This window comes from Chryseobacterium vietnamense (assembly GCF_031454475.1).
GTDB classification, from domain to species: Bacteria; Bacteroidota; Bacteroidia; order Flavobacteriales; family Weeksellaceae; genus Chryseobacterium; species Chryseobacterium vietnamense.
Map to the genome: position 1 here is coordinate 411,674 of NZ_JAVDQX010000002.1, position 15,664 is coordinate 427,337.

12 protein-coding genes are annotated in these 15,664 nt (G+C 36.3%); 9 read left to right on the forward strand and 3 right to left on the reverse strand.

The genetic code is table 11. The features are described from left to right. Nucleotides 1–206 precede the first annotated feature (206 nt). Both J2786_RS11130 and J2786_RS11135 read left to right on the forward strand, forming a co-directional pair. Nucleotides 207–719 (forward strand): 5' nucleotidase, NT5C type, encoded by a 513-nt coding sequence (locus J2786_RS11130; protein WP_047435904.1) that lies wholly within the window; start codon nt 207–209, stop codon nt 717–719. A gap of 144 nt (nt 720–863) precedes the next feature. Continuing rightward, nucleotides 864–2,519: an alpha/beta fold hydrolase gene (locus J2786_RS11135; RefSeq protein WP_052187134.1), complete on the forward strand. Its 1,656-nt coding sequence runs from the start codon at nt 864–866 to the stop codon at nt 2,517–2,519. A gap of 111 nt (nt 2,520–2,630) precedes the next feature. On the opposite strand, the gene J2786_RS11140 is transcribed toward J2786_RS11135, so the two are convergent. Then, nucleotides 2,631–3,494, reverse strand: a complete 864-nt coding sequence (locus J2786_RS11140) for a glycoside hydrolase family 25 protein (RefSeq protein ID WP_047435049.1) — start codon at nt 3,492–3,494, stop codon at nt 2,631–2,633. 65 nt (nt 3,495–3,559) lie between these two features. Here J2786_RS11140 and J2786_RS11145 point away from each other — a divergent pair, with 65 nt between their 5' ends. From J2786_RS11145 to deoC, 5 genes are all read left to right on the forward strand, one after another. Continuing rightward, complete coding sequence (locus J2786_RS11145) at nt 3,560–4,822, forward strand: NAD(P)/FAD-dependent oxidoreductase (RefSeq protein WP_047435048.1); 1,263 nt, start codon at nt 3,560–3,562, stop codon at nt 4,820–4,822. Beyond that, nucleotides 4,819–5,490: a tRNA (guanosine(37)-N1)-methyltransferase TrmD gene (trmD, locus tag J2786_RS11150; RefSeq protein ID WP_047435045.1), complete on the forward strand. Its 672-nt coding sequence runs from the start codon at nt 4,819–4,821 to the stop codon at nt 5,488–5,490. Before J2786_RS11145 ends, trmD begins: the two co-directional genes overlap by 4 nt. Nucleotides 5,491–5,869: 379 nt before the next feature. Beyond that, nucleotides 5,870–6,805: an endonuclease/exonuclease/phosphatase family protein gene (locus J2786_RS11155; protein WP_047435043.1), complete on the forward strand. Its 936-nt coding sequence runs from the start codon at nt 5,870–5,872 to the stop codon at nt 6,803–6,805. Between the two features lie 27 nt (nt 6,806–6,832). Further along, entirely contained in the window at nt 6,833–7,303 is a 471-nt protein-coding gene (locus J2786_RS11160; protein ID WP_002976659.1) for an Lrp/AsnC ligand binding domain-containing protein, read from the forward strand. A 4-nt stretch (nt 7,304–7,307) separates the two neighbouring features. Continuing rightward, complete coding sequence (deoC, locus tag J2786_RS11165; RefSeq protein ID WP_047435040.1) at nt 7,308–8,051, forward strand: deoxyribose-phosphate aldolase; 744 nt, start codon at nt 7,308–7,310, stop codon at nt 8,049–8,051. Nucleotides 8,052–8,104: 53 nt separating this feature from the next. On the opposite strand, the gene dusB is transcribed toward deoC, so the two are convergent. Continuing rightward, nucleotides 8,105–9,100, reverse strand: a complete 996-nt coding sequence (gene dusB / locus J2786_RS11170) for a tRNA dihydrouridine synthase DusB (RefSeq protein ID WP_047435037.1) — start codon at nt 9,098–9,100, stop codon at nt 8,105–8,107. Between the two features lie 198 nt (nt 9,101–9,298). On the opposite strand from dusB, the gene J2786_RS11175 reads away from it, so the two are divergent. Beyond that, on the forward strand, nt 9,299–11,269 hold the full coding sequence (locus J2786_RS11175; protein ID WP_082002033.1) for a T9SS type A sorting domain-containing protein: 1,971 nt from the start codon (nt 9,299–9,301) through the stop codon (nt 11,267–11,269). 75 nt (nt 11,270–11,344) lie between these two features. On the opposite strand, the gene J2786_RS11180 is transcribed toward J2786_RS11175, so the two are convergent. Then, on the reverse strand, nt 11,345–14,572 hold the full coding sequence (locus J2786_RS11180; protein WP_082002032.1) for a DUF8818 domain-containing protein: 3,228 nt from the start codon (nt 14,570–14,572) through the stop codon (nt 11,345–11,347). A 152-nt stretch (nt 14,573–14,724) separates the two neighbouring features. Here J2786_RS11180 and J2786_RS11185 point away from each other — a divergent pair, with 152 nt between their 5' ends. After that, the gene (locus tag J2786_RS11185; protein ID WP_052187133.1) at nt 14,725–15,594 is read left to right on the forward strand and encodes a T9SS type A sorting domain-containing protein; all 870 of its coding nucleotides are present in this window, start codon (nt 14,725–14,727) and stop codon (nt 15,592–15,594) included. Nucleotides 15,595–15,664 lie beyond the last annotated feature (70 nt).

The following is a 15,664-nucleotide window of genomic DNA, read 5'->3' on the forward strand; positions in this document are numbered from 1 at the left end:
GTTTGATTTTAATTTTTAACTGAGTCGCAAAAATACGAAAATGTAGCCATAAAACTTTCCGGAACGCTTCTTATAAAAATGAATATTTATGATTTTTTAATAGACTGTGTCCCTTGCCTGCAAAAACTAATCAGTAAATTTGATCAGTAACAATAAAATATACAGTTTAAAACAGTAATACATAATACAAGAATCTGATGGAAACAATGAAAAAAGTTATTGTCGATATGGACGGGGTAATGGCGGATGTATATCATCAGCTGGTAGAATTTGAAAAAAGAGATACCGGAAGAGAAATTGAAATCAGTGATTTGGCTGGTAAGCCTGAAATAGAATCTTTTCCGAATGGAAAAAAACATGTTAACGAAATAGGGTTTTTCAGAACACTGCCTTTAATGAAAGGAAGCCGTGAAGCAATAGAATATCTGAACAATAAATATGAACTCTATATTGTCTCGGCCGGAATGGAGTTTCCGAACAGCTTAAGAGAAAAGTATGATTGGCTGGCAGAGCATTTTCCATTTATTACCTGGGAACAGATTGTTCTTTGTGGAAGTAAAAAAGTAGTATCAGGAGATATCATGATTGATGATTATCCTAAAAATTTAGATCATTTTTCGGGGCAGAGACTGATATTTACCCAACCTCATAATGAACTGATAGAAAATGAAACGTACGAAAGAGTTCATTCATGGGAAGAAATTATGAGTATTCTTTAAATGAAAGGAATTTAAATATTTTTATGATTATTGTAAAAAAACAAAAAATATTTAAAAGAATTTTAACTAAGGGAAGAATAAATTTAATAAAGAATTGTGACGGCGGCCTGTTGAAAATAAATAAGTTTGCGTCAAACTTTTAACATGAAAATATACCATACTTTATTCTTCTTTTTGGCAGCTTCAGCCTTCCATGCCCAGGTTATTTCCGGAACCATCATTTCTAAAAATGAAAACCAACCGATCCCTTATGTGAAAATCGGAATTGAAAAGAAATCAATCGGAACGATCTCTGATGAAAAAGGGAACTTTTCAATGGATCTTTCCAATACAGATCCCCAGCAGAAAATAAAGATAGAAGTACCGGGATTTGATTCTTATCAGGAAACAGTACAGGACTTTAAAAAACATGATCAGCAAAAAATATTTTTAACAGAGAAAACTAAAAATATCAAAGAGATTACTGTTAAAGCGAAGAAACTTGTAGATAAAAACTGGGGAGTCAATACAAAGACGAAAAGCGTTACTTATTTCGTTAATCCGGAATTTGATAAGAAAAATTTTCTCGGAGAAACAGCATTGGAATTCAATGCTAAAAAGAGATCAAAAATTAAAAATATTAATCTGAACATAGCCAGTTATGTTTCTAACGAGCCGGTTCTGATGAGGTATAGTATTTATAGTGAGAAAAACGGTTTTCCGGACAAGAATATTCTTGAAGAAGAGATTACAGTAGAACTTACTGAAAATATGATCAAGGACGGAACTTATACACTGGATGTGAATGATCGTAATATCTGGGTGCATGGAAAATTTTTCATAGGGATACAGTTTTTAAAAGATTTTGCTGGAAGAATTAAAATCAGTGCTGCTTTGTTCAGAACCGGATTTATAAGAGAATTTTATGGTGACTGGCAAAAAATGACCATTGCTGCACCTGCTATTAATATTGACGTGAAAATGGATAAAAACGGAGATAAAAATACGGATGATGAAAACGGATTTGTAGATGATAGTGCAGTAGCACTGATGCCTGATGTATCAAAATATATCCAGGAGTCAGAGCAAACAGTATATGGCCAGAATAAGGTCGTGGGAAATTATCTGAAACTTCAGGATACCAATCTGTATTATGAAATCTACGGTGAAGGAGAACCATTGATTCTGCTTCATGGCAATTCCGGAAGTATTAAAGATTTCTATCAGCAGATTCCTGTTTTATCAAAGCAATATAAAGTAATTGCCATAGATACGAGAGGGCAGGGGAAAAGCATCGATTCTTCTAAAAAAGATTTTACTTACAAAATGTTTGCTGATGATGTAAAAGCAGTAGCAGACCAATTAAAGCTCAATAAAGTAAATATTGCAGGTTGGAGTGATGGCGGAAATACCGGACTGGAATTTGCCCTGAAATATCCCGAAAAACTGAATAAGCTCATCACAATTGGAGCCAATGCATTTCCTGATGGAGTAGACAACAGGCTTACGGATCATTTTGAAAATAAAATGCTGGTGTTGAAAGAACTGAAAAAACCTGAACAGTTTAATGAACAAAGACTTTTGAAAATTATGCTGACACAGCCGCGCATCGCGAAGAAAGATTTAAATAGAATTGGAAATAAAGTATTAGTTATTGCAGGTGATAATGATGTTATCAAACGTGATCATACCGAACTTATTGCTAAAGAAATTCCCAATGCTGAACTAAAAATCTACAGCAATGCCACCCATATGATTCCCTTTGAAAATGCAGATCAGCTCAATACAGATATTCTCAATTTTTTAGGAAAAACTGATTAGATAAGTAAAGGCTGGAAGCAGGAAGGTGGAAGTGATATCACTCAGTTTATTTTAAAAATTGGCTCATTGACATTTTATCAACTCCTGTTTTTCTGCTTTCATTTTCTTCTTTTAATCCAGCGTCAGCCTTTTTAATGACCACGAATTACCATTGTAAATATCAAGATCCACTTTAGCATTGATGCCGTGAACAATCCCGTTTTCCGTAAACTGCCAGAAATCCCATTCATCATCAGGTGAAGGAGAAGGAACATCATTGTAATTGGCAAGCCATAAAGGGTAACCTTCAAACTCGCCTTTCAGAAAATCTTTATAGTAATGGTAGTACGTATAGATGATGGGCTTTTCACCATAGGCGTCCTCTACAATTTTACACCATACTTTCAGGTCTTCAATCAGTTTTTTGTTGGTTTTACGCTTCGGAATCTTTTCAATATCAAGAATCGGAGGAAGATCCCCACTTTCAAGTTTTACATTCTCTAAAAAATTATTGGCCTGGATCACAGGATCTTCATCAGCTCTGTAAAAATGATAGGCACCCCGGATCAGATCATGCTTTTTAGCACTTTCCCAGAATTCATCAAAATGCTTGTCGGCACTTCGGTTTCCCATCGTTGCACGCATTACCACAAACTCCAGTGGAATTGTTTTATTTCCGATGCTGAGACTGTCCCATTTGATATCTTCCCGGTTCTGATAATGCGAAACATCAAAGCCGTAGGTCTTGTCAAGGTTGCTGGCCAAAATTCTCTGAATTCTTGCAGCCTCTTTTTCACTGTTATGAAGTTTTTTATGCTTAAATTTATTAAAGTACAAGGCATAGTAATAACTGACGGACTGCCTTAAATAAAGTCCTGTTCCTACTAATGCTATTAGTAAAATTGCCAATATCACCCACCTTCGGAAAAAATACTTCTTCCGTCGCGATTTATGGACTTGTTTGGCAGTTTTTTTGGTGTACTTTTTAGGTGTCATAAAGTTTTGCAAAACTAACTTTTTTCACTGCTAAATGCTAAATAAAATCAGTAAATTTGTGTATTATGGAAACACGCGAAAAAATCATCATTATTGGAGGAGGATTTGCGGGGCTGCAGCTTGCAAAAACATTGAATAACAAGAACAAAAAGGTCATTGTTCTCGACCGGATGAACCACCATATGTTTCAGCCGCTTTTTTATCAGGTAGCCTCAGGAAGGATAGAACCTTCCAACATTTCTTTTCCCTTCAGAAAGATTTTTCAGCAGTCCAGAAACACACAGTTCCGTATGACAGAGGTGAAAGAAATAGACCCTGCCAATAATAAAGTCATTACCGACGAAGCAGAATTTACTTATGATAAACTCATCATTGCAACGGGCTGTAAAACTAATTTTTTCGGAAATAAAGATCTGGAAGGAAAAGCTTTCGGAATGAAAAATACCCAGGAAGCCATCAGTATCCGAAATCATGTTTTGACGACCTTTGAAAAACTGATTATTGAAAAAAGCCGAAGCGATGACGGAAACTGGAATATTGTAATCGTGGGAAGCGGCCCCACCGGCGTAGAACTGGCAGGAGCTTTTGCTGAAATGAAAAAAGACATCCTTCCAAGAGATTATCCTTACATGAATTTTGATCATCTCAAGATTATCCTGGTAAGTTCCACAGAAAAACCACTGGCTGTAATGAGCAGCGAGGCGCAGGAAAAATCTGAGAAATACCTCAAAGATCTCGGAGTCACTTTTTTGAGCGGAGAAGTAGTAACAGACTATGACGGGGATAAAGTACACCTCAGAAGCGGAAAAGAAATACCATCCAATAATGTCATCTGGGCAGCCGGAGTGACAGGAAATGTAGTAGGAGGTTTCCCGGAAGAAAAATTAGTAAGAAACAGATATATTGTAGATCGATATAATAAAATACAGGGTTACGATAATATTTATGCCATCGGAGATATTGCCTATATGGAAACACCAAAATATCCACAGGGACATCCTCAGGTAGCTAACGTAGCCATTAATCAGGCAAAAAATTTAGGTAAAAATCTTTTAAAGAAAAGTCAGGAAGAATGGAAAGAATACGAGTATGATGACAAAGGTTCATTAGCGACTATTGGGAAGCACAGAGCTGTTGTCGATCTGCCGTTTATAAAATTTCAGGGATTTCTCGCATGGTATTTCTGGATGTTTCTCCATTTAATGCTAATTTTGAGCGTTCGAAATAAGCTGGCCATATTCTTCAACTGGATGTGGAGCTATATCAACAAAGATTCTTCTTTAAGATTAATTATTATACCTACTAAGAAAAACGGAACATTACAATGAGAATTGACATAATAAGCGTACTTCCGGAATTGATGGAAAGTCCGTTCCAAACTTCTATTTTGAAAAGAGCAATGGATAAAGGGCTGGTAGAAGTACATTTTCACCATTTGAGAGACTGGGCAATCAATAAGCACAGACAGATAGATGATGAGCCGTACGGAGGCGGAGCAGGAATGGTAATGATGGTAGAACCGCTGGATAAATGCATTTCAGAGCTTAAATCTCAAAGAAATTATGATGAGGTTATTTACCTGACGCCGGATGGGGTTACTCTAAACCAGAAAATTGCCAATTCACTTTCTATCAAAGACAATCTGATCTTTCTTTGCGGGCACTACAAGGGAATAGACCAAAGAGTAAGAGACCTTCATATTACAAAAGAAATATCAATCGGAGATTACGTCCTTACCGGAGGAGAGCTGGCAGCCTGCGTTTTGGCGGACTCGATTATCAGATTGCTTCCCGGAGTTTTGAATGATGAACAGAGCGCGTTGACAGACAGTTTTCAGGATGATCTGCTTTCTCCACCTATCTATACAAGGCCTGAAAGTTATAAAGGTCTCGATGTTCCCAAGATCCTGCTGAGCGGGAATTTTAAAAAGATTGAAGAATGGCGCCATGATGAAGCCGTAAGAATCACAAAGGAAAAACGTCCTGATTTATTGTAAAGGAAAACTGTCAGAACTTGTCTGATTTTGGCATCCTTATTTAATTCCATTTGTTGTTGATAAATGGAATAATTTTTGTTGTAATTTTGATAAGTGCGAAAAATATTAATGTTTTCGATTTTAATTTGAAAATTTATTTCTATTATCCCGGATTTTATATATTGTCTCAATTTTGATTAATATATCGAAACTAAAGGATAGTTGAAAAATTAATTCATAATGACTTACTTCATTAGTATTTTTTACTATATTTGAATTGTTTTTTATTGGAAATTGATTTACCGTTTTAGAGGTAAATCACGGAAATTTGAAAAAAAATAATAAATTTACATCATAGTAAAAAGAACATAATAAATTAAAAGTATAGAAATTAGTGTAGATGGAGCTGTTCTCTTTTTATAATGTTGAAAATTTATTTTTACCCGATCCGAAACCTGTCCACAAATTAGATCCTACCCGGTCAGGATTAAGGAATTGGGATGAAAAGAGATATAGAAATAAGCTTTTCAAGATCTCTCACGTATTTCAGTTGATGAAGGAGGAGAATGATGTATTACCATTTTTAATAGGATTATCTGAAGTTTCCGGAAGGAAAGTCTTAGAAGATCTTGTGGAGATGGACCCCTTTAATTCGGAATATGGAATTGTACATTACAACTCTATGGACGAAAGAAAAGTGGATGTAGCCATGTTATATGATAAAAATAAAGTAGAGGTACTGGACTCAGAAACCATTACTTTCTTTTTTGAAATAGTAAATAAAAACACAGAAAATTACGACACAACCCGAGACGTACTTTTTTCAAAAATAAAATATAAAGGGGAAATTATTAATGTCTTTATCGCGCATCTTCCCTCTAAACGCGAAAAAGATATCAATAAACCTAAAAGAACCTTTATATTGAATGAAGTACGGGAACGGATTATGAAAATTATAAATGCTGATAAAGAGCATGTTATATTGTGTGGTGATTTTAACGAAAACCCGGATGATGAAAATTTAGTACAGATTCTCTATGACAATGACCATGAGAAGGTTTTAATGAACCCTTTTCAGCAATTGTTTTCTACAAGAAATTATTCTACTTTTCATTATAAATCTGGATTGCTGTATGATCAGATCATTATGTCAAGATCTTTGCTTGATAATAAGACGCTGGCTTTTCAGGATGCCCATATATTTAATTCTGAAAAAATCCGCAGCAGAACCAGAAATTTTGAAGGACGACCTTTCCGAACATATGCTGGTACACGGTATTTAGGAGGATACAGCGATCACTTTCCGGTTTTTGTAAAATTTAAAAATTTACATTAAAAAACATAAATAATAAAAAAGTAGAAAATGAAAAATTCGAGCAACACAAGCTACCATTTAGATTCTATTGACAAAGAAATCATCTACATGTTGATGGATAATGCTAAAACTTCTTTAGCCCACATTTCAAAAAATGTCGGAATTTCCACCACTGCAGTGCATCAAAGAATCAAAAAACTCGAACATGCAGGAGTTATTGAAAATTCAATATCATTTCTTAACCCTAAGAAAATTGGATACAAAGTGATTTCCTACATCGGTGTATTTTTGGATCAGCCAAGCCATTATCCGGAAGTGGTAAAGTCTTTGCATGATATCAACGAAGTAGTGGAGGCCCACTATACTACAGGAAATTATACTATTTTCCTGAAAGTGCTTTGTAAAGACAATGATCACTTAATGCAGATTCTTAGTAAGCTTCAAAAGCTGAAGGGAGTAACGAGAACAGAAACTTTTATATCTTTAGAACAAGGTATTTACAGACAATTGAAAGTATAACAATATGAACATAGCCCAATATTTGGATTCAACTTACCTGAAAACTCCAGAACAGTCAGGTATTTCCCACGAAGAAACACTTCAAAAAGATAAAGAACTTGCTCAGGAAGCAATAGACAATGGTATTTTTGCCGTGATGATTCGACCGGATTATGTATCTGAGATCAAGAAATATATTCAGGAAAGAAATTCAAATGTTGTAGTAGGAACTGTCATAGGTTTCCACGAAGGAACGTATTCTATTGAAGAGAAACTTGCAGAAGCTTTAAAAGCAATAGAAGACGGAGCAGATGAATTAGATTTCGTTATTAATTATACGGCTTATCTACAGGGGAATTTAGAACTGGTAAAAGAAGAATTTGTAAAATGTACCCAATTATCACTTGAGCATCATAAAATTGCAAAATGGATTATTGAAATTGCAGCCTTAACGGATGTACAAATTGCAGATCTTACCAAAAAGATTTCTACCTGGGCAGAAGAAAATTTCTCTGAAAATGAATTGTCGAAAATTTTTGTCAAGTCATCAACAGGATTTTATCAGACTGCCGAAGGAAAGCCAAACGGAGCAACCTTTGAAGGAATAACAATTATGCTCAGCAACGCTGGCAAACTTCCCGTAAAAGCAGCAGGTGGAGTAAGAACTCCCGAAGATGCTGAGAAAATGATCAAAATGGGAGTTAAAAGAATTGGAACTTCTTCAGCGCTGGGATTAATTAAAAGCGAATCCTCATCAGAAGGATACTAAATTAGATTCTCAATATAAAAAAAAACCATCAGTTTGCTGATGGTTTTTTATTTTTATAGCTGTGCCTGATACTCTTCGTAGAACTGTTGGGTTTCTTTGATCAAGCTGTCCATTTCTTCCATGGTGAAAACTTCCAGGAATTTCTTTCTGAACTCCTTAAAATGAGGGATTCCACGGAAATAGTTGCTGTAATGCTGTCTCATTTCTACCAATCCTAATCTTTCTCCTTTCCATTCGGCACTCCATTCAGCATGTTGACGTACAGCCAGCAGTCGGTCTGAAATGGTCGGTTCAGGTAAATGCTCTCCTGTATTAAAGAAATGTTTGATTTCATTAAAGATCCATGGATATCCAATGGCAGCACGTCCGATCATAATACCGTCACATGCATACTTTTGTTTATACGCTAATGCTTTTTCTGCAGAGTCGATATCACCATTTCCAAAAATGGGAATCTCAATATTAGGATTTTGTTTAATTCTTGAAATATGCTCCCAGTCTGCTTCCCCCTTATACATCTGAGCACGGGTTCTTGCATGGATCGTAAGAGCTTTAATTCCTGTTTCCTGCAAACGTTCTGCTACTTCATCAATATTAATGCTGGTACTGTCCCATCCTAAACGGGTTTTTACCGTGACAGGAAGGTGAGTAGAGCTTACAACAGCTTTTGTAAGACGTACCATGAGGTCAATATCTTTCAAAACACCAGCTCCTGCTCCTTTGCAAACAACTTTTTTTACAGGACACCCGAAATTAATATCTACCAGATCAGGATTTACTGTTTCTACAATTCTAGCAGACATAGCCATAGCTTCTTCGTCTCCACCAAAAATCTGTATTCCAACGGGTCTTTCGTAATCGAAAATATCCAGTTTTTTACGACTCTTGATAGCGTCACGAATCAACCCTTCGGAAGAAATAAATTCCGAATACATTAAATCTGCACCATGCATTTTACACAAACGTCTGAATGGAGGATCACTTACGTCTTCCATTGGAGCCAGCAAAAGCGGAAATTCCGGCAGTTCTATGTTGCCTATTTTTATCATGCTGCAAATTTACGAAATTCTTAAAAAACAATATTTTATAAATTAATATGTGGTATTATGTTTTATTTGTGTTAGGTTATTTAAAGGATTTTATGATATTATGTTTAATTTTTCATTAATATATTTAATTGATTATCAGTGTTTGTTGAATTTTATTGATAATTATTTTTTATATTTAGTATAATAAAAATTAATGTCATGAGAAAAATTCTATTTTGTTTGATGGCAATTTTGGTTTCATCAAATTTTTATTCACAAGTGAATATTTCTGCCACAGCAGGAACTGCTACAGGAACCTACACCACGTTAAAAGGAGCATTTGATGCCATTAATGCGGGAACACACCAGGGAGCTATTACAATCAGTATCACAGCGAACACAACAGAGACAGCCACCGCTAGTCTGAATGCCAGCGGCGGAGCGACGAGCTACACCTCAGTTGCAATCAAACCTGCAGCGGGAGTTACAGCGGCTATTTCCGGTGATATTGCCAGTGCCCCTTTAGTAAGAATACTGGGGAGTAATATTACCCTGGATGGAAGCAATACAGCTTCAGGAACAACAAGAGATCTTACGCTTACCAATACTTCTGTTACAGCACCGCAGGTACTTACCTTTATTGCAGCTTCTGCAGCAGCAGCCAATACTAATATTATGGTTAAAAATCTTAATATTATCAACGGAATGAATAATTCGTCAGCTTTGGTAATGTATGATGGAGCAACAACACCTACGGGAGGCTTCTTTAATAATGTTACCATTCAGAATAATGCGGTGAAGAAAGCTTATATGGGAATTTATTTATTTGCTGCTACAGCTGCTGGTAATGGAGCTAATACATTGGTTACAGGTAATGATATAAGTGCTTCGGGAGCAGATGCCAACCGTCTAGGAGGAATTTATGTTCAGGGTGCCGATGGAGTAACGGTAAGTAACAACACGTTAGGGAATTTTGAAACGACCAATGCTGAAATTAAAAGAGGAATCTGGTTTGCCACAGCAACAGTCAATTCTTCAATTATTTCAAATACTATTACCAATCTTGGGTATACCGGAACGGGTGCAGGAGGTGCTGCCGGAATAACGATTACCTCAGGGAGTACAGGAGCTTCTGCGGCTGCTAATATTATTGTAAAAGGAAATACGATCTCCAATTTTAATTCCAGTGGAACAGGAACGCTGTTTGCCGGAATTTATGCAGGAGGTGCGTTAACGACCGGCATGACTATTACCAATAATAAAATAACCGGGATCAAAAATACCAATACATCCGGATATGGAGCACAGGGAATATATTTAGCAACAACAAGTCTTACTTCCAATACTCTGGTTGCCAATAATATTGTGAGTGGTGTAGCCGGATATGGGTATGCTACCACCGGAGGTGTAAATGACAACGGAAACGGAATTATCATTACCGCTGGAGGTGGATATAAACTTTATTATAATACTGTTGTGATGGATGTTAGCCAGACTGTTGCCGGAAGGCCGTCCGCTTTAAATATCACAAGTGGGGTAACGGGTGCCGGAGGTATTGATGTGAGAAATAATCTTTTTGTCAATACCCAAACCCAGGCAGGTGAAAGATATGCCATTTATGCCGGAGCAGCCAGCAGTGTTTTCTCTACCATTAACTATAATAATTTCTATTCTGCCGGAACGAATCTGGGGTATATCGGAGGTGCCGCAAAAGCTACTCTTACTGATATCCAGACAGGATTTGGAGGTAATGTGAACTCTTTGAATGTTCTGCCTGTATTTATGTCAGCAACTGATTTCCATTTATCTGCTACAGGAAATACTGCTCTTGACAACAAGGGAACTCCGGTAGCTGAGGTAACATTAGATGCAGATGGTAATACCAGAAATGCTTTGACACCGGATCTCGGCAGTTTTGAATTTACGGCAACAGTACTGGCAGTAAATGAAGCAGCGAAAAAGAACACGGTAACCGCCTATCCAAACCCGGTTATAGATTTCCTTTATATCAATAATGATAACAGAATCAAAGAGGTGGAAGTATATAATGTTTCAGGTCAGAGAATTCTTAACGAAACAATTAATGCTCAAAAAGGCTCTGTAGATATGAGAGGTGCCACGGCAGGAGTTTATATTGTAAAAGTAAATACAGAAAAAGGATCACAATCTTTGAAAATTATTAAAAAATAGTAAATAAACTAATAGCCAGAAAATCCCCAATAGTACTATCGGGGATTTTTTTATTGTAAAAAGTAACGGTCATTACTAGAAGCTTGCTTTTACCTGCATACTTCCGATGTGAATGGTCCGGTCACCGGAGTTTCTTCCTTCATAATTAAGGTTCAGCTGGATAAACGAGTTGATAGCCTGTTGGATAAATACACTCCACACCTGGTTTTTTCCAGGCTTAAGCCCATCCAGCATCTGGTTTCCTACGATACTGAAGTTATTTCCTGTAAAATTGTTATTGATGAACGAGAAGTTTCCACGGATAGATGTCTTTCTGCGCTCCCATTGGATAGTTCCTGTAATATCAAAAGCTTTGAGAAGTTCTTCGCCATCCAGTCTTTGTTTCTGACGGAAGGCAGAAGATAATTCAGCCTGAATGGCATCTGTAAATTTATACGTTGCTTTAGGCTTGGTTTCAAAATTATTTAGACGGTAATCTCTTGTTTGAAATAATTGTGAAGAGTTTTGGATATCATGAACCGAGTTTTCCCAATCCACTCTGAATTCTTTATTGAACCAATATCCTATATTCAGGAAATGAGAAGTCTGTTCACGTTCTTCATTACTGAAATTGGCATTAATGAGATTGTCATTGGTGATGAATCTGTAATTTCCGTTCCAGCCTGATTTGTCGGTTGGATTAAACTGTACAGAGGCAAGAATGTTCTGATTTTTAAGGATCTGATCACTGTTTTTTTCAAAAGGATTCAGCACAAGCACTTTTTCCTTTTTGTAGAATGAGTTTTGAGAGTTTAATGAAATATTGAAATTCCAACGTTTTAAAAATCCATTCTCAGAATTGAAAACAATAGCCGGATTCACAAATAAGGCCAACTGCAGTTTATTTTTATTGGAAGGAATATATCGTACAGAATTAGTATATACACGGATGTATTGGGCAAGATCAGAATACTCAGCGATTTCAAATTCGTCCAGCTGCTGAATGCCGTCTCCGTTATAATCCGTCCATTTATAAACACCCTGTCCGTCTGTTACTTTAATGTACTGAAATTCCCTCTGTGCTTCCTGTCCGTTACCCAATTCATAGAAAGCCTGAAGACGCATACCGTTTCTGAACAGCTGTTGATTGTATAAAATGTTTCCGACAACAAAATCATTATTACGGGTTACTTCACCTTCTGCACCTGCATAGAAGAATTTTCGGTAGTGAATCAGAGCATTTAAACTGGTTCTTTCGGTCTTGATAATCTGACTTTCCGCCATGATCCCCAGAATATTGTTCATATTCTGAAGTCTGTTATCACGCACCGAATCATTATCTCTCATATATACTTTTGCCAATAATTTGGTTCTTGTACTGTCACCGATTTTCTTTTGCAAAAAGATTTCTTTCCAGCTGAAACTTGTTACATCCATAAGCTGAGTATCGTTATACTTCTTCTCGTTATGTTCCATGCTTCCACCAATGGCCCAGCTTCCTTTTTTACCGGTAAATTCCGTTGAAACTCCACCGCGGATGAACTTTGTATCCTGAAGGGTAGCATTGGTACTCAGATAAGACAGATTACCTTTAGTATAGAATTTTCCTGTCAGCCAGCCAAAATCAAGGTCATTTTTAATCCCTTTATAAGAATCTTGTTCATTCAGATAATTGACACGGTAATTCAAAGTAGACTTATTATTCCATTTATTCAGGAAGCTGAAGATAAATCTGTTCTGGGTCTTTTTATTGAATTCCTGGGTAAGGTTGAAATCTCTGGAGAATTCCACATCATTGATACGGTCCAGGATATGGAATTGTCTGTCTATATATTGATATTCAAAGCTTGGAGTTCCTCTCCATGTGTTCTTTGTGAAGCTTTTATTTCCAAAAATACGCCATGCATACCCCATATTCTGATCAGAATCTTTTGAAGAAAATAAATTGACATCATAGTTACTCAACGAGATATCAGCACCTATTTTTCCTTCGTTCAGCAGATATTCAGAGTTCAGAGAGTATACCTGGGATTTCTGAGGAGAAGGAAGTTTTCTTACCGCTCTGTAATCTCCGCCATTGGGGCCTACATATTCGAAAACACGTCCGTTGTTGGTGGTCTGTGCTATTTTATAGTCTCCCTGATTAGCTCCGAAATACGTAAAAGAAACCTGATAAAGTGTTAAACTTGAATCCGTAGAATATTCATAGAAATTTCCTGCCGGACTTAATTTGTATAAAATTTTATTGACATCATATTCCGTTATCACCCCTGATGGAGCATACATTAAGTCAGGGTTATTTCCGGCTTCTGCAAGAATTTGCTCATCTTCTTTAGATAGATTTAAAGAAAGCGGAGCATTCTTATTGTCATTTTCCATAAACCAGTTGAATCCAACCTTGAATTTTTCTCTCTGATGCTCAAGCTTTCCTGTAAACAGATATCTTGAATAATTCCTGTTGGCGTAGTTATAAGAAATCGTGATGAAATTTTGCTGGAAAATAGGGCGGAAACTGGTAAAAGTAACTTCACCGGTATTGTAATTGATAATATAATCCTGGTTTTCACCACGCTTCATTAAAATTCCATCAATAAAAACCTGTTCAGAACCAGAGATTAGTGTGATAAATTGTTCTCCGTTTTTACCAGTCAGACGATAAGGTCCCTGGTTACCTTCTACCCCCTGAAAACGGATTCTGTGGAATTCACTTCGTGCAACACCTGCAGAGATATCTACAAATGTCTTGTTCTCCTTCCCGAATTCTGTCTGGAACTGAAGTCCCATACTTCTTCTCTGGTATTTGGCAAAATAATTCTTAGCTTCTACAAGGTCAAGATGTCCTGCTCTGAGGATAGATTTATCCTTAATATTAAGCTGCATATAGATTTTGTCAAACTCCTCTAAAGTTTGAGTATAACCATCAGCCTGAATCGGTAGGTTGTGATCTGAAATACTCGCCAAAATCGTAACGTCTTTCGATAATCGTCCCGAAATCTGAAGATCCATAGAACTTTGTACAGATTGCCCCTGATTATTACCAAAAGTAATTCCACGGATAATAGACCCTTTTGAACTAAGCTCTCCTAAAAATCTTTTTTTGTCATTTTTGGCCAATACAGCTTCATCAATAATAATCTTATTGTGCGTTCTTATGAAATCCAGAGTATCCTTCGCAAAGATGTCCTGTTCAAGCTTTGCTGCCAGAATACTATCCCTTTTAATACTGTCTTCAGGCACGTTGGGATTTTTCCATGAAAATACCTGAGCATTTCCTGAAAATATGCCTAAGAAGAACAAAACGAAAAGAATGATAAAATTCCGCAACTTTTAAAAATAATTCGTAAAAATAATTAAAAAATGTTAACATTAAGAGGTCAACTATAATTAACAAAAACTTAACCTCTTTATTGTCTCAAAAATAAAATTAGAATGTAGTTTTGTTATGAAAAGAAAATTATTAACAAAAAAATTAAATCATGAAAAAACTTTATTCTCTTTTTGCAACAGTTGTAATGAGTGCGGTTGCTTTTGCACAAACAACTTACCTTTGGGATGGTAGTTCTGTAAATCCCATTTCCGGTACCAATGCTAATATTTCAAGCGTAGCATTTGCAGCAACTCAGGGAAATAATAATGGTACTACTAATTTAATTACTACTACATCTGTGTCTTCGGGATATACAGGAGCAAGCGGATCCAGTAATTTTGGTGCTGCAGCTTTTAAAGAGGCTCTTTCCACTGCAACAAGTACATTTTTCAGTGTAACTGTTACTCCGGTTGCGGGTAATAAAGTAACTTTAAATTCTTTAAATTTAGGATCAAGAGGAACATCTACAGGACCTGGAAAGATCACAGTATATTCAAGTATTGATAACTATGCAACGGCGATAGGTACTGTAAATGTTAACAATAACAGTACATGGACATTGAATAGTATTACTTTTTCAGGTGCTAATCTTATAGGTGCCGAATCTGCTCCGGTTACTTTAAGAATCTATGGAAGCGACAGTCCTGGTACAGGAACTCCATCTTTGGGAACTGCCAACTGGAGAATAGATGATATTTCTTTAACGGTGACTTCGTCCAGTGCCACTTTAGCTGTTATTGATGCTAAAAACGTAAAATCAGGAAACTTTGTAAAGAACTCTTTCGTTAAAAACAATGAGATCATTTTCGGAGCTGATGTAAAAGATGTGAAAGTTTTCAATACGTTCGGACAACTTGTAAAAGAAGCTTCTGTAAAACAAAACGAAGCTGTAAGCGTTGCTGAACTGGCAAAAGGAAACTATATCATTACAGGTACCGTAAACAACAAGCCTGTTTCTCAGAAAGTACTTAAAGATTAATCTCTTTTAAATAAATATAACCAGCTGGTTCAATTGAGCCAGCTGGTTTTTTATGTGATGATTTCCTGAT

Bases quoted from the DNA above. Each gene is read 5' to 3' on its own strand.
- J2786_RS11155 (WP_047435043.1), top strand. From the start codon at position 5,870: ATGGAGCTGTTCTCTTTTTATAATGTTGAAAATTTATTTTTACCCGAT.
- deoC (WP_047435040.1), top strand. From the start codon at position 7,308: ATGAACATAGCCCAATATTTGGATTCAACTTACCTGAAAACTCCAGAA.
- J2786_RS11185 (WP_052187133.1), top strand. From the start codon at position 14,725: ATGAAAAAACTTTATTCTCTTTTTGCAACAGTTGTAATGAGTGCGGTT.
- dusB (WP_047435037.1), bottom strand. From the start codon at position 9,100: ATGATAAAAATAGGCAACATAGAACTGCCGGAATTTCCGCTTTTGCTG.
- trmD (WP_047435045.1), top strand. From the start codon at position 4,819: ATGAGAATTGACATAATAAGCGTACTTCCGGAATTGATGGAAAGTCCG.
- J2786_RS11175 (WP_082002033.1), top strand. From the start codon at position 9,299: ATGAGAAAAATTCTATTTTGTTTGATGGCAATTTTGGTTTCATCAAAT.
- J2786_RS11145 (WP_047435048.1), top strand. From the start codon at position 3,560: ATGGAAACACGCGAAAAAATCATCATTATTGGAGGAGGATTTGCGGGG.
- J2786_RS11140 (WP_047435049.1), bottom strand. From the start codon at position 3,494: ATGACACCTAAAAAGTACACCAAAAAAACTGCCAAACAAGTCCATAAA.
- J2786_RS11135 (WP_052187134.1), top strand. From the start codon at position 864: ATGAAAATATACCATACTTTATTCTTCTTTTTGGCAGCTTCAGCCTTC.
- J2786_RS11160 (WP_002976659.1), top strand. From the start codon at position 6,833: ATGAAAAATTCGAGCAACACAAGCTACCATTTAGATTCTATTGACAAA.
- J2786_RS11130 (WP_047435904.1), top strand. From the start codon at position 207: ATGAAAAAAGTTATTGTCGATATGGACGGGGTAATGGCGGATGTATAT.